Source organism: Defluviimonas aquaemixtae, from assembly GCF_900302475.1.
Taxonomy (GTDB): domain Bacteria; phylum Pseudomonadota; class Alphaproteobacteria; order Rhodobacterales; family Rhodobacteraceae; genus Albidovulum; species Albidovulum aquaemixtae.
Genome location: NZ_OMOQ01000003.1, coordinates 334089 through 356746 on the forward strand (window position 1 = coordinate 334089; position 22658 = coordinate 356746).

Sequence of the window (22658 nt, forward strand, 5' to 3'; positions counted from 1 at the left end):
AGATAGGCGAAGGTCGAGGCTAATGGCAATCGCGGATGTGACAGTGATGGGGGGCGGCATCTTCGGCCTCTCGATCGCTTGGGAGCTAACCCGTCGCGGCGCATCGGTGCGCCTAGTTGAGAGTGATCGAATCGGCGCGGGTTCCTCGGGTGGCATCGTCGGAGCGCTTGCACCGCACGTGCCTGAGAGCTGGAATCCGAAAAAGGCGTTCCAACTAGAGAGCCTGCTTTTGGCGGAAGGGTTCTGGGGCGAAATCGCTGCGGCATCCGGCATTGATCCGGGTTACGCCCGACTGGGGCGCTGGCAGCCGCTTGCGGATGCCGAGGCGTTGCAGCGGGCGCGCGCCCGGGCGGGGGAGGCAGCTCAGCTCTGGCAAGGTCTGGCAGAGTGGCGCGTAGTCCGCGCGACTGATGACGGCTGGGCACTCAATAGCTTCACGGGCTGGATCGTCGAAGACAACCTCACAGCGCGCCTTCATCCGCGCCGCGCGGGCGAGGCCCTTGCCGCTGCGATGCGTAAAAAAGGGGGCAAGGTGGAAATCGGGCAATCTAATTCCGGTTTGGGGCCTGTCATCTGGGCGACGGGTGTTCAGGGACTCGCCGATCTATCGGCCGATCTGGGGCGACCCGTCGGGAGCGGTGTGAAGGGACAGGCCGCGCTTCTTGCCTGCAACGCGCGAAATCGGCCCCAGATCTTCGCCGAAGGGCTTCACATCGTTCCGCACGGCGATGGGACAGTCGCGGTCGGCTCGACCTCAGAGCGTGACTTCGCCGCGGGAACCTCTGTGGACGATCAGCTAGAGGAGTTGATCAAGAAGGCCCGCGCCATCTGCCCTGTGCTCCGTGATGCACCGGTCGTCGAGCGCTGGGCTGGCGTCCGGCCGCGTGCGAAAAGTCGCGCGCCGATGCTCGGGGCGTGGCCCGACCGGGCGGGACATTACGTTGCCAACGGCGGCTTCAAGATCGGCTTTGGAATGGCGCCGAAAGTCGCGGAGGTCATGGCCGATCTGGTGCTGGAAGGCCGCGACAATATCCCCAAAGGATTCCGGGTGGAGGACAGCCTCTAGACCGGCTCGGCCAAGCGCTCGACCTCCACCCTCAACGCCTCCATCAGCGACTTCAGCTTCGAGATCGACCGCTCGTCCGTCAGGTGTCCGTTCTCGTCGAACGCCTTTCGCGAATTGGCGATCATCACCTCCGGCCCGGTCAGAATCCGCGGCCGGAACCCCGTCAGCGCCAGCCGCAGCGAAAACTGCGACCGCGCGCCGCCTGCCCGGCCAGCCGCGGCGGAGATGATCGCGACAGGCTTGCCCTCGAACGGCCTGCCCTCGGTCCGGCTTACCCAGTCGAGCGCGTTCTTCAGAACCCCCGAAAGCATGCTGTTGTATTCGGGTGTCGAGATCACGATTGCATCGGACGCGGCGACGCCGGCGGCAAGCTTTGCGACTGGCGCGGGAATCCCCTCGGCATCTTCCATATCCCCGTCGTAGAGCGGCAGGCGCAGGTTCGCTTCACGGAACTCGGCCGGTCCGAAGAGCCGCGCGGCTTCGCGGATCAGCTTGCGGTTCGTCGATCCGGCGCGGAGTGCGCCGGCGATGCCGAACAATACGGGTCGGGACATGGAACCTCCGATTTTGGGGCGATGCCTGCGGTTGCGTGCAATGTAAGACCTAGTAAGCTCTTCCGGGCGGCGCAACCTTCACCGGCGCGCAGAAGGTTTGTGCCTCAACGCAGGATTTTCGTGAATGTTAAGGATGTTGGCCGGTCAAAACCCGGATGCGCGCGTTCGCCGGTCCTTTTGAACCCCATCGCTGCGAAGGCGGCGTGGTTTGCGACAAGCTCCACCCGGCCCTGCAACTCCAGCCGGTCGACACCGAGTTCGGCCGCGCGCTGTTCGGCAAGCCTGATCAATTGCCGACAGAGCCCCTGACCGCGATACCCCTCCGCCACCGCGAGCTTGCCGATATACAGCCGCTTAGCCTCGGGCACTAGAAAGATACAGGCGACCGGATCTCCCGCCTCGGCGAGCGTCCAGACTTCCCCTTCGCGGAGCTGCCGCGCCATAGCCTCCGCCGTCAGTTGGTGCACGGATGAGGGCGGATCGATGACGCCGTCCATATAGGCGAAAGCCTCACGCACCAAAGCCAGAACTGGCGCCGGGTCGTCCGTCTCGCTCATCCGCCGAGGCGTGCGCCGGACCGGCAATCCGTCGGCGATCTGCAGCCAGGGAAGGCGTTCGTTCCAGTGAACGTGCTGCGTCGGCTGGTAGGCGGCAGGATCGTCGAGCGTTGCCGCGTAGAGGTCGATTTCTGCGCTGCGCTCAGGGCTCTGATATGCCATGGGTGTTCCACATACGGCACAAAAGTAGCGCTGGGTTCCGGGCGAGGATTCGTATTTGGCGGGCAGAGCGCCGGTCCAGCGGAAGGACGTGAGGCTGACACCGAGAAAGCTCGTGAAGGGCGAGGCGGTCGCGCGACGGCAGCTTTCACAATGGCAGTGGGACTGCCAGTTGGGCGCACCCTGAAAAGCGTAGCGCACCGCACCGCAGAGGCACCGCCCCGATCCGCCGTCCAAAGCCTGTCTCCCGCATGCCGGAATACCCGCAGTCTGGCGTGTGCGCCGTGACGCGGTCAAGTTCAACTCCGCAGCGGCGGATGTCATTCAAGAACGTTGGTAGTGCGGAGATTCCGGATATTTTGTCCGATATCTTGTGGAAAACTCCGCTATGGGCGCGATATGCGGGGTGGAAGCATTGACTCAAGGCTCCTTCCGCCCAAGGATTGCAAACCCGGAGGAATCATTGGAAGGCCCCCGACGTGCGTTTCACGCGGCTCAGACTGAACGGCTTCAAAAGCTTCGTGGACCCGACGGATCTATTGATCCACGACGGGCTGACGGGAGTCGTGGGTCCGAACGGGTGCGGCAAGTCGAACCTTCTTGAGGCCCTGCGCTGGGTGATGGGCGAAAATCGCCCGACCGCGATGCGCGGTGGCGGCATGGAGGACGTGATCTTCGCGGGCGCCGCCACCCGCCCCGCGCGAAACTTCGCCGAAGTGTCGATCACGATCGACAATACAGAACGCCTCGCGCCGTCGGGGTTCAATGATCAGGATCAACTCGAAATTGTGCGCCGGATCACGCGCGACGCGGGATCGGCCTACAAGGCCAACACCAAGGATGTGCGGGCGCGCGACGTGCAGATGCTGTTCGCCGACGCCTCGACTGGCTCGCATTCGCCCGCGCTTGTGCGGCAGGGCCAGATCGCGGAACTGATCAATGCGAAGCCGAAGAACCGTCGCCGCATCCTCGAAGAGGCGGCCGGCATTTCAGGACTCTACCAGCGCCGTCATGAGGCGGAGCTGAAGCTGAACGCGACCGAGCTGAACCTCGCGCGGGTCGAGGATGTCGTGGAGCAGCTCGCGAGCCAGCTCACTCAACTCGCCCGGCAGGCGCGGCAGGCCGCGCGCTACCGCGAGATCGGCGAGGAACTGCGGCGGGCCGAGGGGATGCTGCTCTACCGCCGCTGGCGCGAGGCAGATCAGGCGCGCGCCACCGCCGAAGCCGACCTGACCGAGCGGACCAAGCTTGCCGCCCAGGCCGAGACCGCGGCCCGGTCGGCGGCCAAGACGCGGGGCGCGCGCGAGGAAGCCCTGCCGCCCCTCCGCGAGGAAGAGGCCGTGGCGGCGGCGGTTCTCCAGCGGCTTCAGGTCAGCCGTGACACTCTCAATGATCAGGAAGCCCGCGCGCTCCAGACCATCGAGACGCTGAAGGGCCGGATCGAGCAGCTTTCCCGCGACATGGAGCGCGAAGCGGGGCTGAACCGCGACGCTGGCGAAACCATCGAGCGGCTCGATTGGGAGCAAGCCGAGATCGCGAAGGCGGCGGAAGGCCATGAATCGCGCCTCGCCGATGCTCTGGACGCCGCGCAGGAGGCCGCGCGCATCCTCTCCGACCGCGAGGCTGCGCTGTCCGAACTGACCGAGGACGTTGCGCGCCTTTCCGCCCGGCACCAGTCCGCGCACCGGTTGCTCACAGACAGCCGCGCCACGCTGGACAAGAACGAGACCGAGGCCGGGCGCGCCAATATGGCTGCGACCGAGGCGGAGGCGGCGCTGACCAAGGCGTCCGACGATCTCTCTGCCGCGCAGGCCGCACAGACCGGGGCGCAGAAGGCCGCCGAAGAGGCGGAAGCCGCGCTCGCAGCCGCCGACGAGGCGCGGACCGACGCGCAGTCAAGGGAAGCCGAGGCGCGGGCGGCGCGCTCGGAGACCGAGGGCGAGGCGGGCGCGCTCAAGGCCGAGGCGGGCGCACTTATGAAGCTGGTGGAGCGTGAGGCGGCGTCCGGCAGCCAGATTCTTGACCGAGTCGAGGTGAAGAAAGGCTACGAGAAGGCGCTCGGCGCCGCGCTCGCCGACGACTTGCGCGCGCCCGAGGTCGGCCCCGGGGCCGTCTCGGGCTGGGCTGTCCTGCCCGGCTATCCGCAGGGCCAGACCCTGCCCGACGGCGTTTCGGCACTGTCGAACCATGTCACCGTGCCCGAAGTCCTCGCCCGCCGGATCGGCCAGATCGGGCTCGTGGACAGGACCGATGGCGCGCAGCTGCAGCCGCTGCTGAAACCGGGTCAGCGGCTCGTGTCGCAGGAAGGCGATCTCTGGCGCTGGGACGGCTTCCGGGCAGGCGCGGAGGACGCGCCGACTGCAGCGGCCCTACGCCTTCAGCAGCTCAACCGTCTGGTCGAGCTCAAGGACGACCTCGAACAGGTCCAAGCGCGAGCGGATGGTGCGAAACAGGCGCATGAGCATCTGACCAGACTCTTGGCCGAGTCAACGGAGGCCGACCGCGCCGCGCGCGAGGCCCGCCGCGAGGCGGACAGGCGCATGGCGGAAGCGTCGCGCGCGCTGTCCAAGGCCGAAGCGGATCGCTCGATCGCCGCCGGCAAGCTGGAAAGCGCACGTCTCGCCGTGGCGCGGCATGAGGAAGAGGCCCTGTCCGCCCGTGGCCAGCTCAAGGAGGCGGAGGCTGCGGTCAACGCGCTGCCCGATCTCGACACCGCGCGCGGCGAGGTCGAAGACGTTAAGCTGACCGTCGAGGCGGCGCGGATGACCATGCTTGCCAAGCGCTCTGCCCATGACGAGGTCCGACGCGAAGGCGAGGCGCGGACCAGGCGGCGCCAGGAGATAGCCAAGGAAGTCTCGGGCTGGCGGCATCGCCTCGAGACAGCCGAGAAGCGCAGCGCCGAGCTTGCAGAGCGCAAGGAGGCGAGCGAGGCGGAATTGGAGGAGGCGTCCGCCGCGCCCGCAGAGATCGCGGTCAAGCGGGAGGAACTCGCTGAGGCGATCGACAAGGCGGAAATGCGCCGCCGCGCCGCCGCAGACCGGCTCGCAGAGGCAGAGACGGCGCTCCGCAAGGCCACTGACACCGAACGCGAGGCCGAACGTGCCGCCTCAGAGGCGCGCGAGGCGCGCGCCCGGGCCGAGGCCCGTGCCGATGCGGCGCGCGAAAGCGTAGCAGCCGCCGCCGAACGCATCCGCGACGAGACGGAGCGGGAGCCGGCAGCTCTGCTGCAAAGCCTTGACGCCGATCCCGAGAAGATGCCCACCGCCGAAGCGCTCGACAACGACGTCCAGCGCCTGCGCCGGCAGCGCGACGCCTTGGGCGCGGTGAACCTGCGCGCCGAGGAGGACGCCAAGGAGGTACAGGAGGAGCACGACAATCTTGTCGTCGAGATGGCTGACCTCGAAGAGGCGATCAAGAAGCTTCGTTCAGGCATCGCCGGGTTGAACCGCGAGGGGCGCGAACGCCTGCTGACCGCGTTCGAGCAGGTGAACAGCAACTTCCGGCTGCTTTTCACCCACCTCTTCGGCGGCGGCGAAGCAAACCTCGTTCTGGTGGAAAGCGACGACCCGCTTGAGGCCGGCCTTGAGATCATGTGCCAGCCGCCGGGCAAGAAGCTCTCGACACTCTCGCTCCTGTCGGGCGGGGAGCAGACCCTGACGGCGCTCGCGCTGATCTTCGCGGTCTTCCTTGCGAATCCCGCGCCGATCTGCGTGCTCGACGAGGTCGACGCGCCCTTGGACGATGCCAACGTCACCCGCTTCTGCGACTTGCTGGACGAGATGACGCGGCGCACAGACACTCGCTTCCTGATTATCACCCACCACGCGGTGACGATGGCGCGCATGGACCGGCTGTTCGGGGTTACGATGGCCGAACAGGGCGTGAGCCAGCTTGTCAGCGTCGATCTGAAGAAGGCCGAGGCGCTGGTCGCCTGAACGGCAATAAAACCGGGCGCCTCGCCTGACTGCGAGACGTGACATGACAATCGAAGTCGCGACGGACGATTTTCCACTCGCCGAACCCTTCACGATTGCCCGCGGCTCGCGCACAAAGGCGCGCGTGCTCACCGTCACGGTGCGGCAGGACGGCGTTGTCGGACGGGGCGAATGCGTCCCCTATGCGCGCTATGGTGAAAGCACCGAGAGCGTGGCCGTTCTGATCGCCGGACTTCCCGCCGACGTTACCCGCGAACGGCTCCAAGACCTGCTGCCTGCCGGCGCAGCGCGCAACGCGGTCGATTGCGCGCTTTGGGATATCGAGGCGAAGAAGCTGGGTCGCCGCGTCTGGGATATCGCCGGTTTGCCCGTGCCAGTTCCCCTGACGACCGCGTTCACGCTTTCGCTCGACACGCCCGAGCGCATGCGTGCGGCGGCAGGGCGTCAGGCGCACCGCCCGATCCTGAAGATCAAGCTTGGGGCCGACGGCGACATGGCGCGGCTCGAGGCCGTGCGACAGGGCGCGCCAGCGTCGCGCATCATCGTTGATGCGAACGAAGGCTGGACGGCGGAAGCCTATGCCGAGCTTGCGCCGCATCTTACAGCGCTTGGCGTCGCGCTGGTCGAACAGCCGCTTCCGGCGGGCGCGGACGACGCGTTGGGGGACATCCCGCGCCCCGTGCCCGTTTGCGCCGACGAAAGCTGTCACGACTGCGCCTCGCTTGCAGGCCTCCGCGGCAAATACGACCTCGTCAACATCAAGCTCGACAAGACGGGCGGGCTGACCGAAGCTCTGGCGCTTCGCGATGCAGCGCGGGCGGAGGGATTCGGCGTGATGGTCGGCTGCATGGTCGGCTCGTCACTCGCGATGGCGCCGGCGGTGCTGGTCGCTCAGGGGGCCGAGGTCGTCGACCTCGACGGCCCGCTCCTCCTGGCGCGCGACCGGGCCAATGCGCTGCGTTACGACGATTCGCTTCTCCACCCGCCCGAGGCGGCGCTTTGGGGTTGAGCTCGAGACTTGACCTCGCCCGCGCAACGCAGGATGAGTCCGCGACCGCATCGGGAGATACCGCCATGAGCCGCATCGTCTACGTGAACGGAGAATACGTCTCCGAAGAGGAGGCGAAGATCTCCGTCTTTGACCGCGGATTTCTCATGGCTGACGCGGTCTATGAGGTGACGAGCGTGCTCGACGGCAAACTCATCGACTTCGACGGGCATGCGGCGCGGCTGGCGCGGTCGCTCGCTGAACTGGACATGGCTAGCCCGGTGAGCCACGAGGAGTTGCTGGCGATCCATCGCGAAATGGTCGCGCGGAACGGGATCGAGGATGGGCTCATCTATCTTCAGGTCACGCGCGGCAATCCGGGCGATCGGGACTTCGTGTTCCCCGATCCGGAAAAGGTGAGGCCGGGCATCGTCCTTTTCACCCAATCGAAGCCGGGTCTGGCCGACAATCCGGCAGCGCAGGTTGGAATGAAGGTGATCTCCATTCCGGACATCCGCTGGGGGCGGCGTGACATCAAAACGGTGCAGCTTCTCTACCCCTCGATGGGCAAGATGATGGCCAAGAAGGCGGGCTGCGATGATGCCTGGTTCGTCGAGGAAGATGGCGTAGTGACCGAAGGCACGTCCAACAACGCCTACATCGTGAAGGGCAGCAAGATCATCACCCGGCACCTGTCGGAGGACATCCTTCACGGCATCACGCGCGCCGCCGTGCTGCGCATCGCCAAGGAGGCGCAGATGGCGGTCGAGGAACGCGCCTTCACGGTCGAGGAGGCAAAGTGCGCGGACGAAGCCTTCGTGACCTCCGCTTCGGCCTTTGTGATGCCGGTCGTGGAAATCGACGGCGCGATGCTCGGACAAGGGAAGCCGGGGCCGGTCGCGAAGCGGATGCGGGAAATCTATCTCGAGGAAAGCCGAAAGGCCGCGATATGAGGCGATGGGCCGGCGGTGTTCACGCGCTTTGGACAACCTGCACGGTGACCGCTGCGTAAAAGACGAGGCTCGCCGCAAGCACGCAGACGTGCCAGATCGTGTAGTGGAACGGCAACCTCTCGAACAGGTAGAAGGCGACGCCGGCAGTATAAAGAAGGCCACCCACCGCAATCAGCGCGATCACCGGTGTGGAGAGCGTTGCGAAGAACGCGCCCCCAGCCATGACACCGGCCCAGCCTATGCCGAGATAGAGCGCCAGGCTAGCCATGCGGAAACGATCTGGCGCGACGATCTTGATCCCGACCCCAGCGAGCGCAGCACCCCAGACGCCCGCCAAGAGCCAGCCGCCCTGGCCCGACAGAAGCGTGAAGGGCGTGTAGGTGCCCGCGATCTTCACGTAGATGGCCGAATGGTCGAGCCGCTTCAGAAGCCCCGCCCAGCCCGGATGTGGGATCAGGTTGTACAACGCGGAGAAGAGGATCATCGCGAAAAGCGCCGTGCCATAGACCGATATTGCAAACATCGCGGTGAAATCGCCGCGCAGGACGGCCGTGACCGCGATCAGGATCGGAACCGCGATCAGCACTACCGCCAGGCCCGACGCATGGATCACCGCGTCTGAGACACGCTCGGCGCGGGAATAGTCGGACCTTTGGTCAAGCAGCGGCATCTTGGGACCGAGTGTACCATCAGGGTGCCGGCCATTCCAAAGTGCGAATGTCAATTCACCGTGTCCGATCGCGAACCGATTGCGACATCCCGGTAGAACGCACGCGACAAACGGAACTTCTCCATTGCAATACACATCGGTCGGAAGCGGTAAATTGCCTGCGCGCGGCGACCCTGCGCTCTGCCAGACCGAGGACCGGTCCGCACCGCCCAGGCCTTGGCAGGTCAGGCGGCGCGCCCGTAAAACCCGATCCGTTCTTCTTCGGTGAACTGCACGCCGGGGCGTTCGTAGAGCGAAAAGACAGCGATGATGCGCGACTGCTCGCCTCTTACGGGCGTCACGCGATGCGCCGTGTTTCTCCCCCTGAAGACATTGAGCGTCCCGGGCGCGAGGGCGAGCGACCGGCAATCCGGGTCCTGGCCCGCGAGAAGTCGCGCGACACCGTCGTAGTTCGGCTCAGTATCGCTCCGCAGATCGGACCGATACTCGAACGCGCCGCCCGCGTCAGACGCCTGCAAGAGAAGCGTGGTCGTGAATTCCGACCGGTCGAAATGCCAGTTCAACGCCTCGCCCTCGCCGTAGGCCATCGCGTTCACGCGGGCGAGCGGATCGTCCATCGTGTAAAGCGCGTCCTTGCCCATGGCCGCGGCGAGGAAGCGGGCGAAGCCCGGCCATTCGTATAGCCGGGTGACGACCGGGCCGATCTGGTCGCCGCAGAGCGTGCGGTTCCGGGTCTCGAACATGCGCAGTGCTGGATGATCGGGCGCAAGTCCCGGAACCGATTTCTGGAAGTAGATATTGTGTCGGCGGGCATGGGTGAAACTGTCGCTCTCGAACCGGGGCGCGAGCTCGGCCACGGCGGCGTCCCGCGCCCCCGACCGGAGGAAACCTTCGAGGTTGAACATGCCGTCACGCGCCAGATCTGTGCGGGCGCGTGCGACGAGAGCGTCCCAGCGGGCCGAGCCGGGCCTGTCGAGCGGATAGCGGTCGAGGTCGAGAATGTCCTGCATGATGCGGTCCCCAGATAGCCGGACAAGCGTGGCGCGCCGCGGCCTCTATTGCAACGGGAGGAATTTTCGCGGAGCATAAGAAAAACTTTCGGAAAGTCATGTCAGCTCCCCCGCCCCTCAATGCGATTCGCGCCTTCGAGGTCGCGGCAAGATCCGGCAGTTTTGTGCAGGCCGGCGCGGAGTTGGGTGTCACCTCTGCCGCCGTTAGCCAGCAGGTCAAGGCGCTTGAGGTGCATCTCGGCAAGCGGCTGTTTCTGAGGCAGGGCAACCGCATCGCGCTGACCGATGCTGGCCGCGCGATCTATCCCCGGATCGAGGCGGCCCTTGGCGAGCTTGCGGCGGTCACCGCCGAACTCATGTCCGGTCGCGACCGCGCTCGGCTCATCGTTTCGGTGCTGCCTTCGGTCGCCGAGCTCTTTCTCGCACCAGCGCTCAGGGGTTTCGACGGCCTTGGCGGAGTCGAGGTCCGGATTGAAGAGGACCCTGTGATCTTCGCCCGCGACGGGGTCGATTTACGCATCACCTATGGTGCGCATGCCTATCCTGACCACCACGCGGAGACGCTGTTTCGTGACCGGCTGGTACCCGTCGCGGCACCGGGTTTCGCGGCGCCCGAATGCGGGCTCAAGCACCTGCCCGACGGCGCCTTTATCCATACCAATTGGGGCCCGGCCTATGCCACGCAGCCCTCTTGGGCCGCATGGTTCGCATCGAAAGGGCTGTCGCGCCGCCCCGAACTTCGCGCGGGGCTCAATGTCGGAACGACCAGCTTCGCCGTCGCTGCGGCCCGGGCGGGGCTGGGGGTCGCGCTTGTTCCCGAACGCATCGCGGGCGGCGAGATTGGGTCGGGGTGCCTTGTTCTGGCCAATCCGGGCGCGCTCACGATGTCCTGGGACTACGTGCTCGTCTGGCCACATGCGCTTCAGCGCAAGCCCTCGCTCAGGGCGCTCATCGCGCATCTGAAAGCGAGGGCAGTGGAGGGATCAGATGATGGCTTGGAAGATCGCGCCTGACAGGATGGCGCCCGTAAGGCCGAGCCCGATATAGGCCGCGAAGACCGGCTTGTGCACCAGCGACCATACCGCCGCCATCGCCGGGATCGAGCTGACAGCACCCGCGACCATGAAGGCGAGGGCAGCTCCCGCGCTCATCCCCTGTTCCGTAAGACCGGCGAGAAGCGGCGGAGCGACATAGCTGTTGAGATAGGCAGGCATCCCGACGAGAGCGGCGACGGCGATGGATCCGAGCCCTTCGCCGCCCACCGCGCTGGCGATGAGATCGGCGGGAACGTAGGTGACGAGCAGCGCTTCAAGTACGTAGGCTAGCGCGAGCCATTTGACGAGAAAGAGCGCGTTGTGGCCGAATTCCCGTCCGAAGACATGCCTGCGCGCGGGATCGGTCCAGAAGCGCCAGGCAGGCCGACCGGATAGCGGAGAGGGGCCGCAGCCGCAGCCGCCCTGGGAAAAGGGCCTGATCGCGTCGCCGAACATCCCCGCCCCAATCAGCGCGCGGGTCACGAATCCGCCGAACAGGCCGAGCGCCACTGCCGAAACCGCTTTGGCGATCGCGAAGGGCCAGCCGAGCGCGGCCGCGGTGATAAGAAGGGTCGGCGGGTCGATGAGCGGCGATGAGAGCCAGAAGGCCATGACGGCGGAGAGCGGTGCGCCAAGCGCAAGAAGTCCGGCGACGAATGGGATCACCTCGCACGAGCAGAATGGCGCGAGCCCGCCGAAAAGAGCGGCGAGTACGATCATGCGGACCTCGCGACCCTTGAACGCATCAGCGATCATGCGTTCGGCGCCCGCGGCCTTCAGCGCGGAGATCAGGACGACTGCGAAGGCTATGTAGGGCAGGGTGCCCGCGAAAGCGCGGGCTGCGAAACTTGTGACCGTACCAAATCGTGCAGGGTCGAAAGCCGCGACGAGAAGGGGCGCGAGGACGACGATCGTCCACGGCGTAAGAAGCCATCTGTGGCCGATCCCGGATTGCGGCGCCCCGCCGCCTGCCACGTCAGCCATGCGTCACCGCCTTGCTTTCCGCGTCCGCGCAGCATTCGCTGAGGATAAATCCCGCCAGCGCCTCGAGCTGGACATAGTTCGCCCTGTTGATGACCGAGCGTCCGTCGCGTTCCTGGATAATGAGCCCTGCCTCGGAGAGGCTTCTCAAATGATGATTAAGCGTGGACGGCGCGATACCCGTGCGTGCCTGGATATGACCCACGATAAGGCCCTCTTCGCCCGCGCGAACGAGCGTTCGGAGAACACTAAGGCGCGCTTCGGACCCCATTGCCGCAAATCCCGCGGCGGCCGTATCAGCTCTCATCGAGAGTCTCGATTATATCCATATTTCTAGAATAATAGATACAAACGTGTCGTCAAGCCCTCAAGGAACTGCCACCCGGCGTCGCCTCAGCCCTTCTTTTGCTCGCCGACATTTTCTCGGAACGCGACATCAAAGGCGGCTTTCTTGTCTGAATCCGCCTCGGCATGGTTCTGCGCCTTCCATTCTTCATAGGGCATGCCGTAGTAGATCTTGCGCGCCTCTTCCTTCGACATCACGATGCCGCGTTCGTTCGCCGCTTCCTGATACCAGCGCGCCAGGCAGTTGCGGCAGAATCCGGCGAGATTCATCAGATCGATGTTCTGCACGTCGGCGCGCTTCTCCATCAGGTGTCGGCGCAGCGTGCGAAAGGCGGCTGCCTCGATCTCGGTGCGGGTTTGGTCGTCCATGCAATCCTCCTTAGGGTCAGAGATTGGTGGCCGAGAGGACCTCTTCAAGAATGGGGGCCAGCCGGTCGGCCCAGGCGATCTGGCCGTCCTCGGTCCGGATCAGATCATGGCGAATCTCGATCAGCACATTCGGGCGGCCGGGTCTGAGCGCGTGCCGATCGATCGAGTCACCATCGAGATGGCCGCCATAGGGTTCGTTCTCTCCGACCACGAGACCGGGTTCAGCCCTGAGCCGGTCGAGAAGCGCCAGCGCGAGACGTGGATCGACATGGGAGTAGAGGATACCGATCTGCCAGGGACGGTCAGAGCGGCCGAACAGCCGCGGCGTGAAGCTGTGGACGGCGCAGATCACAGTGTCGGTGCGGCGGGCAGCGAGATATTCGAGCGCGTCGTGATAGGGCCGGTAGAAGGCGTCGAGCCGTCGTTTCGTCTCGGCCGCGTCCACTGCGCGGTTCTCGGGGATCACCGTGCTGTCGTAAAGCTTCATGACCAGCGTCGGGTCATCCTCGCCCCGGTTTGGGTCGATGACTAGGCGCGAGAACTTCGAGAGGATCGCGGGCGCGTTCAGGCGCTCGGCCAGCCGGTGCGTGACGCCCGCGGCGCCAATATCGTACGCGATGTGGCGGTCCATGTCCGCGGGCGCGATCCCGAGCGCGCCACCCCCGATACAGTCGGGCACGCGGTTCGTGGCGTGATCGCAGGTCACGAGCCAGCGTGCAGGGCGGTCCTTACCGACGATCTCGTAGGGCTTGTGCGTCATGCGCCTGTCATCATTCGCTAATCGAACCTCACTTAGCCGAGGCGGACGGAAAGCGCCAGTTGCCGAGGCAGGCGTTTTCGGTCATACACGCCCGGGCAATCTGATAGCGCAAACAGAACGGGGGATTTCGAGCATGAGGCGGCTGCGTAACGTCAAGATCGTCGCGACCCTGGGACCCTCGTCGAGCGACTACGACACGATCCGCGCGCTGTTCGAGGCAGGCGCAGACGTGTTCCGGCTGAACATGAGCCACGGCAGCCACGAAGAGCAGGCCGCCCGCCATGCGAACATCCGCAAGGTCGAGGCCGATACCGGCCGCCCGATAGCGATCCTCGCCGACCTGCAAGGCCCGAAGCTGCGCGTCGGCACATTCGCGAACGGCGAGGAGGAGCTTGCTGAAGGGCAGAAGTTCCGCTTCGATCTCGATCCCGCCGAAGGCGATGCAAACCGTGTCTGTCTGCCGCACGAGGAGATTTTCGCCGCGCTCGAGGCGGGCACGAGGCTTCTGGTCAACGACGGAAAGATACGGCTGAAGGTCGACGAATGCGGGGCCGATTTCGCCAGTTGCACGGTGACCACGGGCGGCACGATCTCCAACCGCAAGGGCGTGAACGTGCCCGATGTCGTCCTCCCGCTCGCAGCACTGTCGGACCGCGACAAGGCAGATCTCGAATTCGCCTGCTCGCTTGGGGTCGACTGGCTCGCCCTGTCATTTGTTCAGCGCCCGGCGGATGTCGAGGAGGCGCGCGCACTGGTCAAGGGCCGTGCCGCGATCATGTCGAAGATCGAGAAACCCGCCGCGGTCAAGGCCTACCCCGCGATCCTGCAGGCCTCCGACGGGATCATGGTCGCGCGCGGGGATCTTGGCGTTGAACTGCCGGTGCATTCGGTGCCGCCGATCCAGAAGCAGCTTGTCCGCGGCGCGCGCGCCGCGGCCAAACCCGTGATCGTCGCGACCCAGATGCTGGAATCGATGATCGAAAGCCCGATGCCCACGCGGGCGGAGGTCTCGGACGTCGCCACCGCGATCTACGAGGGCGCCGACGCAGTGATGCTGTCGGCCGAGAGCGCGGCGGGCCAGTATCCGGTCGAGGCGGTGACGACGATGGACAGCGTCGCCAAGTCCGTCGAGGCTGATCCGATCTACCGCGAAGTCATCGAGGCCAGCCGGCGGGTGAGACGCGAGACCGTGGCCGACGGCATCGTCGCTGCGGCGCGCGAGATTGCCGAGGCAACCAACATCCACGCCATCTGCTGCTTCACGCAGTCCGGCACGACTGCGAGCCTTGTCGCGCGCGAGCGTCCGAACGTGCCGATCATCGCGCTCACCCCCGTCGCGGCGACGGCGCGCCGGCTCTGCCTTACCTGGGGCGTCCACTGCGTCCTGAGCGACGATATCATCGACCGCTTCAAGATGGCGGTCGTGAACGCCGCCCGCGCGGCTCGGCAATACGGCTTCGCCACCGAGAACGACCAGATCGTTGTCACTGCGGGCGTGCCCTTCAACGTCACGGGCACAACCAATATCCTTCGCGTCGCCCCCTGCGACGAAAGGTTGATTTTCCGCACCGATCCCGAATAATCGCGCTCGTAACAGGTGAACTGGAGCGTCGCGCATGGACAGCGATCTTCTGCTGGTCTTCGGGATATTCATGATGCTGCTCGCAGTGCCTGTCGTGATTTCGGCATTTTCGAGCGACCGGCCCATGAGGGGGGCGGTGGCTTTGGCCGCGATGGGGGGCGCGATGATCGTGGCCGCCTACGTGACCAATCCGGTAGGCTACCGGCCGGATGATATCCCCGACGTCGTCATGCGGGTGATCGCCGATATCGTCCGCTGAGCGGCCGGGGCCGTTCGGGCGCGGCTTCGAGGCGTCGGGTTCGCGTACCGCCCCCGTCCGGCAAGCGTATGGCATCCGTCCCGACAGGTGTCGGGACGCGATCGCCCCGCGGCCCGCAGCCGCGCCCGGCCCTTGCCAAACCCCTCCCGCCCGGCTATAGGGCGCCTCTCATATCCAGCGGGGCCGGCCAAGTGGCATTGCCGAGTCGCGCGTTAACGTCTGATACGGAGATGGAAATGCCCAAGATGAAGACCAAATCGGCCGCCAAGAAGCGGTTCAAGATGACCGCGACTGGCAAGGTCAAGTCCGGTGTCGCCGGCAAGCGTCACGGCATGATCAAGCGCTCGACGGACTTCATCCGCAAGGCGACGGGCACCATGGTGCTGAGCGACGCGGATACGAAGATCGTCAAGAAATACATGCCCTACGACCGCTGAGGAGACAGACACATGGCTCGCGTTAAATCCGGCGTCGTCACCCACGCCCGTCACCGCAAGATCATCAAGAAGGCCAAGGGCTATTACGCCGCCCGGGGCACGAATTTCCGTGTTGCCACCCAGGCGGTGGACAAGGCGAACCAGTACGCCACCCGCGACCGTAAGACCCGCAAGCGCAACTTCCGCGCGCTCTGGATCCAGCGGATCAACGCGGCGGTCCGGGCGATCGACGCCGACATGACCTATTCGCGTTTCGTCAACGCGCTCGGCCGCGCCGGGATCGAGGTCGACCGCAAGGTCCTCGCCGATCTCGCCGTGCACGAACCCGCGGCGTTTGAGGCCATCGTCGGAAAGGCGAAGGCCGCGCTCGCGTAACACTCTCTCCGCAAGAGGGACAGTCAGAACCCCGCGAGTGGCCTTGAAGGGCCTTCGCGGGGTTTTTCTTTGGCGCCTTGCAATGGCGGGGCGCCGTGGGTAGCAGAAGGCCGGATGGTCCGGAGGATGAGATGGACGGATTGGACGCGCTGAAGGAGCGGTATCTGGGCGGCATCGCCGAGGCGGGCGACGAGGCGGCGCTCGAGGAGCTGCGCGTCGCGGCGCTCGGCAAGAAGGGCGAGATATCCTTGAAGATGCGCGAGCTGGGGCAGATGGACCCGGCCGTGCGGCAGGCGGCGGGGCAGGCGCTGAACCGGCTGAAGGACGAGATCGACGCGGCCTTGCGGGCGAAGAAGGCGGCGCTGGGCGATGCGGCGCTCGACGAGCGGCTGAAGGCCGAGTGGCTCGACGTCACGCTGCCGGGGCGGCCGCGGCGGCAGGGCACGGTGCATCCGATCAGCCAGGTCACCGAGGAGGTGACGGCGATCTTCGCGGATATGGGCTTCGCGGTGGCCGAGGGGCCGCAGATCGAGTCGGACTGGTACAATTTCGACGCGCTCAACATCCCGCCCGAGCACCCCTCGCGGCAGGAGATGGACACGTTCTACATGGCGCGCGCGGAGGGCGACAACCGGCCGCCGCATGTGCTTCGGACCCATACCTCGCCGGTGCAGATCCGGTCGATGCAGACGCATGGCGCGCCGATCCGCATCATCGCGCCGGGGCGGGTCTACCGGATGGACATGGACCAGACGCACACGCCGATGTTCCACCAGGTCGAGGGGCTGGCGATCGACCGCGACATCTCGATGGCGAACCTGAAATGGGTCCTGGAGGAGTTCTGCCGCGCGTTCTTCGAGGTGGAGGGGGTGGAGCTGCGCTTCCGCGCCTCGCATTTCCCGTTCACCGAGCCGTCGGCCGAGGTCGATATCCGCTGTTCGTGGGCCGGCGGGTCCTTGAAGATCGGTGAGGGGGACGACTGGATGGAAATTTTGGGCTCCGGCATGGTCCATCCGAAGGTGCTGGCAGCGGCGGGGGTGGACCCCGACGAATGGCAGGGCTTTGCGTTCGGGCTCGGCATCGACCGGCTGGCGATGCTGAAATACGGGATTCCGGATCTCAGGGCGTTCTTCGAGAGCGATCTTCGGTGGCTCAGGCATTACGGCTTCGCGGCGCTGGATATGCCGACGGTGGCCGGGGGGTTGAGTAGGTGAACTTCTCAGAATTTAAGGCTGTGTGGAATGAGCCGAAGATGCGCTCGGCAATTCTGCTGCTTTTGGGTTTTGTCGTCGGGCTCGCCGTCGCGAAAGGGCTAACACGAGAGACGGTAACACTGTTCGCGGCCATCCTGGCAGCGATCATCGGTTTCTTTGCCTACGGTTGGCAAAGGAAGGTGGATCGTAGCGAAGCCGTCTTACTGGAGTGTCGCAAAGTATACCGTGAGTTCATCGCAGCGGCTGAACAACTTCTAGCTGTTCACTGCAGCGACGCTGATGACCCCACGAAGGATGCCGAAACCGCGCGATACCGCGAAGCGTATCAGTCTTTGATGATCTACGGCACTGACGAGATAATCGCGGCGGCTAAGCCATATTTAATGCAGGTTGTTCGATACACTGACCCAGAGTTTCAGGATCAAAGCAGCCCGCAGGAAGTTCTCGACCTTCGAAATAAACTAGAGACACTCGCCAGCATGATGCGTGACGACTGCAATAACGCAAAATCGCGGGGGCAGAGCATATGAAATTCACCCTCTTTTGGCTGAAAGACCATCTCGAAACCGAGGCCTCGCTCGACGAGATCACATACGCGCTCACCGATCTCGGGCTCGAGGTCGAGGGGGTCGAGAACCCCGCCGACACGCTCGGCGCGTTCCGCATAGCCCGTGTGATCGAGGCGAAGCAGCATCCCGATGCGGATCGCCTCAGGCTCTGTCGGGTCGCGACCTATCCGGACGGGCCGGGGGGCCGGATGGAGGAGGTGCAGGTCGTCTGCGGCGCGCCGAATGCGCGGACGGGGATGGTCGGGGTCTTCGCGCCCGTGGGCACGCATATTCCGGGGACGGGGGTGGACCTGAAGCCCGGCGTGATCCGGGGGGTCGAGAGTAACGGGATGCTCTGTTCCGAGCGGGAGATGATGATCTCGGACGATCACGAGGGGATCATCGACCTGCCGGAGGATGCGCCCCTCGGCGAGCGGTTCATCGATTATCGCGGGCTCAACGACCCGACGATCGACATCGCGATCACGCCGAACCGGCCCGATGCTTTGGGCGTCCGGGGGATCGCCCGCGACCTCGCGGCGCGGGGGCTCGGGGTGCTGAAGCCGCAGGCGATCGAGCCGGTGCACGGCGCGTTCAAGAGCCCGATCGGCGTGGTGATCGACGCGAGCCTGAAGGAGAACGGCTGTCCCCTCTTCACAGGTCGGGTGATCCGGGGGGTGAAGAACGGGCCGTCGCCCGCCTGGTTGCAGCGGCGGCTGAAGGCGATCGGGCTCAGGCCGATCTCGGCGCTCGTCGATATCACGAACTTCTTCACCTATGACCAGAACCGGCCCTTGCACGTCTTCGACGCGGACAAGGTGGCGGGCGATCTGCGCATCTATCCGGCGGAGGGCGGCGAGGAGCTTCTGGCGCTCGACGAGAAGACCTACCGGTTCGAGCCGGGGATGATGGTGATCGGCGACGACAAGGGACCCGAGAGCATCGCCGGCGTGATGGGCGGCGAGCCGTCGGGCTGCACCGAGGAGACGGTGAACGTCTTCCTCGAGTCGGCCTACTGGACGCCGATCGTGATCGCCGCGACGGGCCGCGCGCTGAAGATCCACTCCGACGCGCGCTACCGGTTCGAGCGCGGGGTGGACCCGGACTTCACCCTGCCGGGGCTGGAACAGGCGACGCGGATGATCCTGGAGATTTGCGGCGGCGAGGCGTCGGAGGTCGTGGTGGACGGCGCGGTGCCGGATGACGCGCGCGCCTACCGGTTCGATGCGAAGAAGGTGGTGCGCCTCGTCGGCATGGACATTCCCGAGGGCGAGCAGCGGGGGACGCTGGAGGCCTTGGGCTTCACGCTCAAGGGCGACATGGCCGCGCCGCCGTCCTGGCGGCCGGACGTGCAGGGCGAGGCCGATCTGGTCGAGGAGGTGGCGCGGATCGCGTCCCTGACGAAGCTTGAGGGCAAGCCGATGCGGCGCGCCAAGCCGGGCGTGCCGAAGCCGATCCTGACGCCGATGCAGATGCGCGAGAAGGCGGCGCGACGGGTGCTGGCGGCCTTGGGCTACAACGAATGCGTGACCTATTCGTTCATCGACGCGGGCAGTGCTGCGATGTTCGGTGGCGGCGCCGAGGCGACGCGGCTGGAAAACCCGATCTCTTCGGAGATGACGCATATGAGGCCTGACCTTCTGCCGGGGCTCCTGCAGGCGGCGGCCAGGAACCAGGCGCGGGGCTTCACCGACGTGGCGCTTTTCGAGGTCGGCCCGGTCTTTGCCGGTGGCGAGCCGGGCGAGCAGGCGCTGGTGGCGACGGGGCTCTTGGTCGGCGCCTCGGCGGCGCGCGATCCCTACGGATCGCGCCGGGCGGTCGATCTTTACGATGCGAAGGCGGATGCCGAGGCGGTGCTGGCGGCTTTGGGCGCGCCCGCGAGGATGCAGATCAACCGCAAGGTCGAGGGCTGGTGGCATCCCGGACGGTCGGGCGTGATGGCGCTGGGGCCGAATGCGCTCTGCGCGTTCGGCGAGGTCCATCCGAAGGTGCTGCGCGCGATGGACGTGAAGGGGCCGGCGGTGGCCTTCACCGTCCATGTCGAGGCGGTGCCCTTCCCGAAGGCGAAATCCGCGACGCGCCCGGCGCTGGCGATCTCCGACCTGCAGGCGGTGGAGCGCGATTTCGCCTTCGTCGTGGACAGGGGCGTCGAGGCGCTGACGCTGGTGAACGCGGCGCAGGGCGCGGACAAGGCGCTGATCGAAGGCGTGTCCGTCTTCGACGAGTTCTCGGGCGCGAAGGCCGAGGCGCAGATGGGGGCGGGGAAGAAATCGCTCGCCATCACCGTGCGCTTGCAGCCGCGCGACAAGACGCTGACCGACGAGGAGATCGAGGCGGTTTCGGCGAAGATAGTCGAGAAGGTCGCGAAGGCGACAGGCGGGGTGCTGCGCAGCTAGGCGATGGCGGCGGGCTGGACCATACGCCCTGCGCGGCCCGAGGACGGGTCCGGCCTGACCGCCTGCGTCAAGGCGGCCTATGCGCCGATCCTGCGGCGCGGTATCGACCTGCCGGATGTCGCGGAGGGCCTCGATGCGGATATTGAGCGCAATCTCGTCTGGATCGCCGAGGCCGGCGGCCGGATCGTGGGCGGGATCGTCGTCGTGCCGCACCCTCGGTACGCGCACCTCGCCAACCTCGCCGTCGATCCGCGGCTGCAAGGCAGGGGCATTGCGCGGGCGCTGATCGCTGCGGCGGAGGAAGCGGTTGGCCGCGACGGCGTGGCGGAGTTTCGGCTGGCGACCCATGTTGATCTGCCCGAGAATGTCACCCTCTACCGGCGGCTTGGCTGGGAAGTGAGCGGATCGGAAGGAAACCGCGTCTTCATGCGGAAGGCGTTGGCGGCAGATTGGAAGGAGGGTTGCATGACACTGAAGGTCTATCTCTCGGGCGAAATCCACACCGACTGGCGCGAGCAGATTGTCGCGGGGGCGAAGGGGCTCGATGTGGAGTTTTCGTCGCCGGTGACGGATCACGCGGCCTCGGACGATTGCGGGGTGGCGATCCTCGGGGCGGAGGACCAGAAGTTCTGGCACGACCACAAGGGCGCCAAGGTAAATGCGATCCGGACACGGAAGGCGATCGCGGAGGCGGATGTCGTGGTGGTGCGGTTCGGCGATCAGTACAAGCAGTGGAACGCGGCCTTCGATGCGGGCTATGCCGCCGCACTTGGAAAATCGCTGGTCGTGCTCCACGGGTCCAGCCATGCCCATGCGCTGAAAGAAGTCGATGCAGCGGCTCTCGCCGTGGCCGAGGAGCCGCGCCAGGTCGTCGATATCCTACGCTATGTGCTGACGGGCAAGTTGCCCGGCTAAGGCCGCAGGCTTGGCCGGGGGGGCTGCTTCTGGCAAGCTAGGGCGCTCATCAGTGAGCGGAGGGAACGGATGTTCGCCGACCGCGCCGAGGCCGGGCGCAAGCTGGCCGATGAACTGGAACGGATGGCGCCGGAAGATCCGGTGGTGCTGGCTCTGCCGCGCGGCGGCGTGCCGGTGGCCGCGCCGATTGCGGAGCGTCTCGGCGCGCCCCTCGATCTTCTGATGGTGCGCAAGATCGGCGTGCCGGGCCATGAGGAACTTGCTGCTGGTGCCATCGCCGAAGGGGCAGAGCCGGTCTTCAACCCCGATGTCCTGCGAAGCATCCGCAGCCGGGCGGAGGACTTCGCCGAGGCGGTCGCCGCCAAGCGCGCCGAGATCGCCGAGCGGCGCCGAATGTATCTGGGCGGCCGAGAACAGGTAGCGCTGGAAGGCAAGACGGCGATCGTCGTCGATGACGGCATCGCGACGGGCGCCACGATGCGGGCCGCGCTTGGAGCGGCGCGGGCGGCAGGTGCCGCACGGGTGATCCTCGCGGTGCCGGTGGCCCCCGCCGACGCGCTTGCCGAAGTCTCGCCGATGGTTGACGAGACCGTCTGCCTTCAGGTGCCGCGCCCGTTCTACGCGGTCGGCGCGCACTACCGGGATTTCAGGCAGGTGAGTGACGACGAGGTGGCCGCGACGCTGAGGCCCGGTTCGGACTGACGGCGGGAAACATGCCCTCGGCGCCGCGACCCTCAGAGGCGGGCGGGGATTTTCAGGCCGCGCTGCACCGCCGGGCGCGCAAGGAAGCGATCGAGCCAGGCGGGCACGTTCTTCAGATCGTCCCAGCCGACCTTGTCGCCCGCCGCGTAGTAATCTCGCAGCGTCCTCAGCCAAGGACAGATTGCGATGTCGGCGATGGAATAGTCGCCCGCGATCCAGTCGCGCCCCTCCAGCTGGCCGTCCAGCACGCGAAGCAGGCGGCGCGTCTCGTCATAGTAGCGCTGGCGCGGGCGGGGGTCCGCGATGTCCTTGCCCGCGAAGCGGTGGAAGTAGCCGACCTGGCCGAACATCGGCCCGACGCCGCCCATCTGGAACATCAGCCACTTGATGACCTCCCACCGGGACGGGCCGTCGGGCAGCAGCTTGCCGGTCTTCTCGGCGAGATAGAGCAGGATGGCGCCGCTTTCGAAGAGCGTGAGCGGCTTGCCGCCCGGACCGTCGGGGTCGATGATCGCGGGGATCTTGTTGTTCGGATTGAGCGAGAGGAACTCCGGGCTGAACTGTTCCTCTGCGTCGAAGGAGATACGATGGGCGTCGTAGGGCAGGCCCATCTCCTCGAGCGCGATGGAGACCTTCACCCCATTCGGCGTGGTCAGTGAATAGAGTTGAATGGCCCCCTTGGTCCGGGGCGGCCAGCGCCGCGCCACGGGAAACTCGGCAAAATCCAGCATGTGATCTCCGCGATTGATGATTGAAGGGAAACCTAAGCGGTTTTTCCCCCGGAAAAAGGTGTCGGGACTGTGCTTGCGTGTGATAGGGGGTGTGCGGCCCTTATCAGGCCCCACAAAC

Annotated in this window: 23 protein-coding genes and 1 pseudogene; 15 read left to right on the forward strand and 9 right to left on the reverse strand. The window is 66.0% G+C overall.

The window, feature by feature from the left end:
- Positions 1 to 22 precede the first annotated feature (22 nt).
- Positions 23 to 1066, forward strand: a complete 1044-nt coding sequence (locus tag DEA8626_RS16685) for an NAD(P)/FAD-dependent oxidoreductase (protein WP_108854350.1) — start codon at positions 23 to 25, stop codon at positions 1064 to 1066.
- On the opposite strand, the gene DEA8626_RS16690 is transcribed toward DEA8626_RS16685, so the two are convergent.
- The gene (locus DEA8626_RS16690; RefSeq protein ID WP_108854351.1) at positions 1063 to 1620 is read right to left on the reverse strand and encodes an NADPH-dependent FMN reductase; all 558 of its coding nucleotides are present in this window, start codon (positions 1618 to 1620) and stop codon (positions 1063 to 1065) included. The genes DEA8626_RS16685 and DEA8626_RS16690 overlap by 4 nt on opposite strands.
- A 104-nt stretch (positions 1621 to 1724) precedes the next feature.
- Positions 1725 to 2660 (reverse strand): GNAT family N-acetyltransferase, encoded by a 936-nt coding sequence (locus tag DEA8626_RS21725; RefSeq protein ID WP_108854352.1) that lies wholly within the window; start codon positions 2658 to 2660, stop codon positions 1725 to 1727.
- A gap of 155 nt (positions 2661 to 2815) precedes the next feature.
- On the opposite strand from DEA8626_RS21725, the gene DEA8626_RS16700 reads away from it, so the two are divergent.
- The 3 genes from DEA8626_RS16700 to DEA8626_RS16710 all read left to right on the forward strand — a co-directional run bounded on the left by DEA8626_RS16700 (position 2816) and on the right by DEA8626_RS16710 (position 8212).
- Positions 2816 to 6271, forward strand: a complete 3456-nt coding sequence (locus tag DEA8626_RS16700) for a chromosome segregation SMC family protein (RefSeq protein WP_108854353.1) — start codon at positions 2816 to 2818, stop codon at positions 6269 to 6271.
- Between the two features lie 43 nt (positions 6272 to 6314).
- Complete coding sequence (gene dgcA / locus DEA8626_RS16705; RefSeq protein WP_108854354.1) at positions 6315 to 7280, forward strand: N-acetyl-D-Glu racemase DgcA; 966 nt, start codon at positions 6315 to 6317, stop codon at positions 7278 to 7280.
- Positions 7281 to 7345: 65 nt separating this feature from the next.
- Positions 7346 to 8212 (forward strand): D-amino-acid transaminase, encoded by an 867-nt coding sequence (locus DEA8626_RS16710; protein ID WP_108854355.1) that lies wholly within the window; start codon positions 7346 to 7348, stop codon positions 8210 to 8212.
- 19 nt (positions 8213 to 8231) lie between these two features.
- Here DEA8626_RS16710 and trhA read toward each other — a convergent pair whose 3' ends face one another.
- Together trhA and DEA8626_RS16720 are read right to left on the reverse strand one after the other, a co-directional pair.
- Positions 8232 to 8882 (reverse strand): PAQR family membrane homeostasis protein TrhA, encoded by a 651-nt coding sequence (gene trhA / locus DEA8626_RS16715; RefSeq protein ID WP_108854356.1) that lies wholly within the window; start codon positions 8880 to 8882, stop codon positions 8232 to 8234.
- A gap of 224 nt (positions 8883 to 9106) precedes the next feature.
- The gene (locus tag DEA8626_RS16720) at positions 9107 to 9892 is read right to left on the reverse strand and encodes a HalD/BesD family halogenase (RefSeq protein WP_108854357.1); all 786 of its coding nucleotides are present in this window, start codon (positions 9890 to 9892) and stop codon (positions 9107 to 9109) included.
- A gap of 98 nt (positions 9893 to 9990) precedes the next feature.
- Here DEA8626_RS16720 and DEA8626_RS16725 point away from each other — a divergent pair, with 98 nt between their 5' ends.
- Complete coding sequence (locus tag DEA8626_RS16725; protein WP_108854358.1) at positions 9991 to 10905, forward strand: LysR substrate-binding domain-containing protein; 915 nt, start codon at positions 9991 to 9993, stop codon at positions 10903 to 10905.
- On the opposite strand, the gene DEA8626_RS16730 is transcribed toward DEA8626_RS16725, so the two are convergent.
- From DEA8626_RS16730 to DEA8626_RS16745, 4 genes are all read right to left on the reverse strand, one after another.
- Positions 10876 to 11910: a permease gene (locus DEA8626_RS16730; RefSeq protein WP_108854359.1), complete on the reverse strand. Its 1035-nt coding sequence runs from the start codon at positions 11908 to 11910 to the stop codon at positions 10876 to 10878. The genes DEA8626_RS16725 and DEA8626_RS16730 overlap by 30 nt on opposite strands.
- Positions 11903 to 12214, reverse strand: a complete 312-nt coding sequence (locus DEA8626_RS16735) for an ArsR/SmtB family transcription factor (protein ID WP_108854360.1) — start codon at positions 12212 to 12214, stop codon at positions 11903 to 11905. The genes DEA8626_RS16730 and DEA8626_RS16735 overlap by 8 nt, the downstream gene beginning before the upstream one ends.
- A gap of 86 nt (positions 12215 to 12300) precedes the next feature.
- On the reverse strand, positions 12301 to 12621 hold the full coding sequence (locus DEA8626_RS16740; RefSeq protein ID WP_108854361.1) for a DUF1244 domain-containing protein: 321 nt from the start codon (positions 12619 to 12621) through the stop codon (positions 12301 to 12303).
- Positions 12622 to 12637: 16 nt separating this feature from the next.
- On the reverse strand, positions 12638 to 13381 hold the full coding sequence (locus DEA8626_RS16745; RefSeq protein WP_108854362.1) for an N-formylglutamate amidohydrolase: 744 nt from the start codon (positions 13379 to 13381) through the stop codon (positions 12638 to 12640).
- A 133-nt stretch (positions 13382 to 13514) separates the two neighbouring features.
- On the opposite strand from DEA8626_RS16745, the gene pyk reads away from it, so the two are divergent.
- From pyk to DEA8626_RS16790, 10 genes and pseudogenes are all read left to right on the forward strand, one after another.
- Positions 13515 to 14963 (forward strand): pyruvate kinase, encoded by a 1449-nt coding sequence (gene pyk / locus DEA8626_RS16750; protein WP_108854363.1) that lies wholly within the window; start codon positions 13515 to 13517, stop codon positions 14961 to 14963.
- Positions 14964 to 14997: 34 nt separating this feature from the next.
- A complete protein-coding gene (locus DEA8626_RS16755; protein ID WP_108854364.1) occupies positions 14998 to 15222 on the forward strand; it encodes a hypothetical protein in 225 nt (74 codons plus the stop codon).
- 236 nt (positions 15223 to 15458) lie between these two features.
- Positions 15459 to 15659 (forward strand): 50S ribosomal protein L35, encoded by a 201-nt coding sequence (gene rpmI, locus DEA8626_RS16760; RefSeq protein WP_108854365.1) that lies wholly within the window; start codon positions 15459 to 15461, stop codon positions 15657 to 15659.
- A gap of 12 nt (positions 15660 to 15671) precedes the next feature.
- Entirely contained in the window at positions 15672 to 16034 is a 363-nt protein-coding gene (gene rplT / locus DEA8626_RS16765) for a 50S ribosomal protein L20 (RefSeq protein WP_108854366.1), read from the forward strand.
- Positions 16035 to 16174: 140 nt separating this feature from the next.
- Entirely contained in the window at positions 16175 to 17248 is a 1074-nt protein-coding gene (pheS, locus tag DEA8626_RS16770; protein ID WP_438502446.1) for a phenylalanine--tRNA ligase subunit alpha, read from the forward strand.
- Between the two features lie 38 nt (positions 17249 to 17286).
- Complete coding sequence (locus DEA8626_RS16775; protein WP_146188894.1) at positions 17287 to 17778, forward strand: hypothetical protein; 492 nt, start codon at positions 17287 to 17289, stop codon at positions 17776 to 17778.
- Positions 17775 to 20192: a phenylalanine--tRNA ligase subunit beta gene (gene pheT, locus DEA8626_RS16780; protein WP_108854369.1), complete on the forward strand. Its 2418-nt coding sequence runs from the start codon at positions 17775 to 17777 to the stop codon at positions 20190 to 20192. Before DEA8626_RS16775 ends, pheT begins: the two co-directional genes overlap by 4 nt.
- Before the next feature lie 3 nt (positions 20193 to 20195).
- A pseudogene (locus DEA8626_RS21435) lies at positions 20196 to 20600 on the forward strand (GNAT family N-acetyltransferase); the annotation flags it as partial.
- Positions 20601 to 20657: 57 nt separating this feature from the next.
- The gene (locus tag DEA8626_RS21440; RefSeq protein ID WP_245890914.1) at positions 20658 to 21107 is read left to right on the forward strand and encodes a YtoQ family protein; all 450 of its coding nucleotides are present in this window, start codon (positions 20658 to 20660) and stop codon (positions 21105 to 21107) included.
- A gap of 69 nt (positions 21108 to 21176) precedes the next feature.
- Complete coding sequence (locus tag DEA8626_RS16790) at positions 21177 to 21809, forward strand: phosphoribosyltransferase (protein WP_108854371.1); 633 nt, start codon at positions 21177 to 21179, stop codon at positions 21807 to 21809.
- 32 nt (positions 21810 to 21841) lie between these two features.
- Here DEA8626_RS16790 and DEA8626_RS16795 read toward each other — a convergent pair whose 3' ends face one another.
- Positions 21842 to 22540, reverse strand: coding sequence for a glutathione S-transferase family protein (locus DEA8626_RS16795; RefSeq protein ID WP_108854372.1), 699 nt, complete (start codon positions 22538 to 22540; stop codon positions 21842 to 21844).
- Positions 22541 to 22658 lie beyond the last annotated feature (118 nt).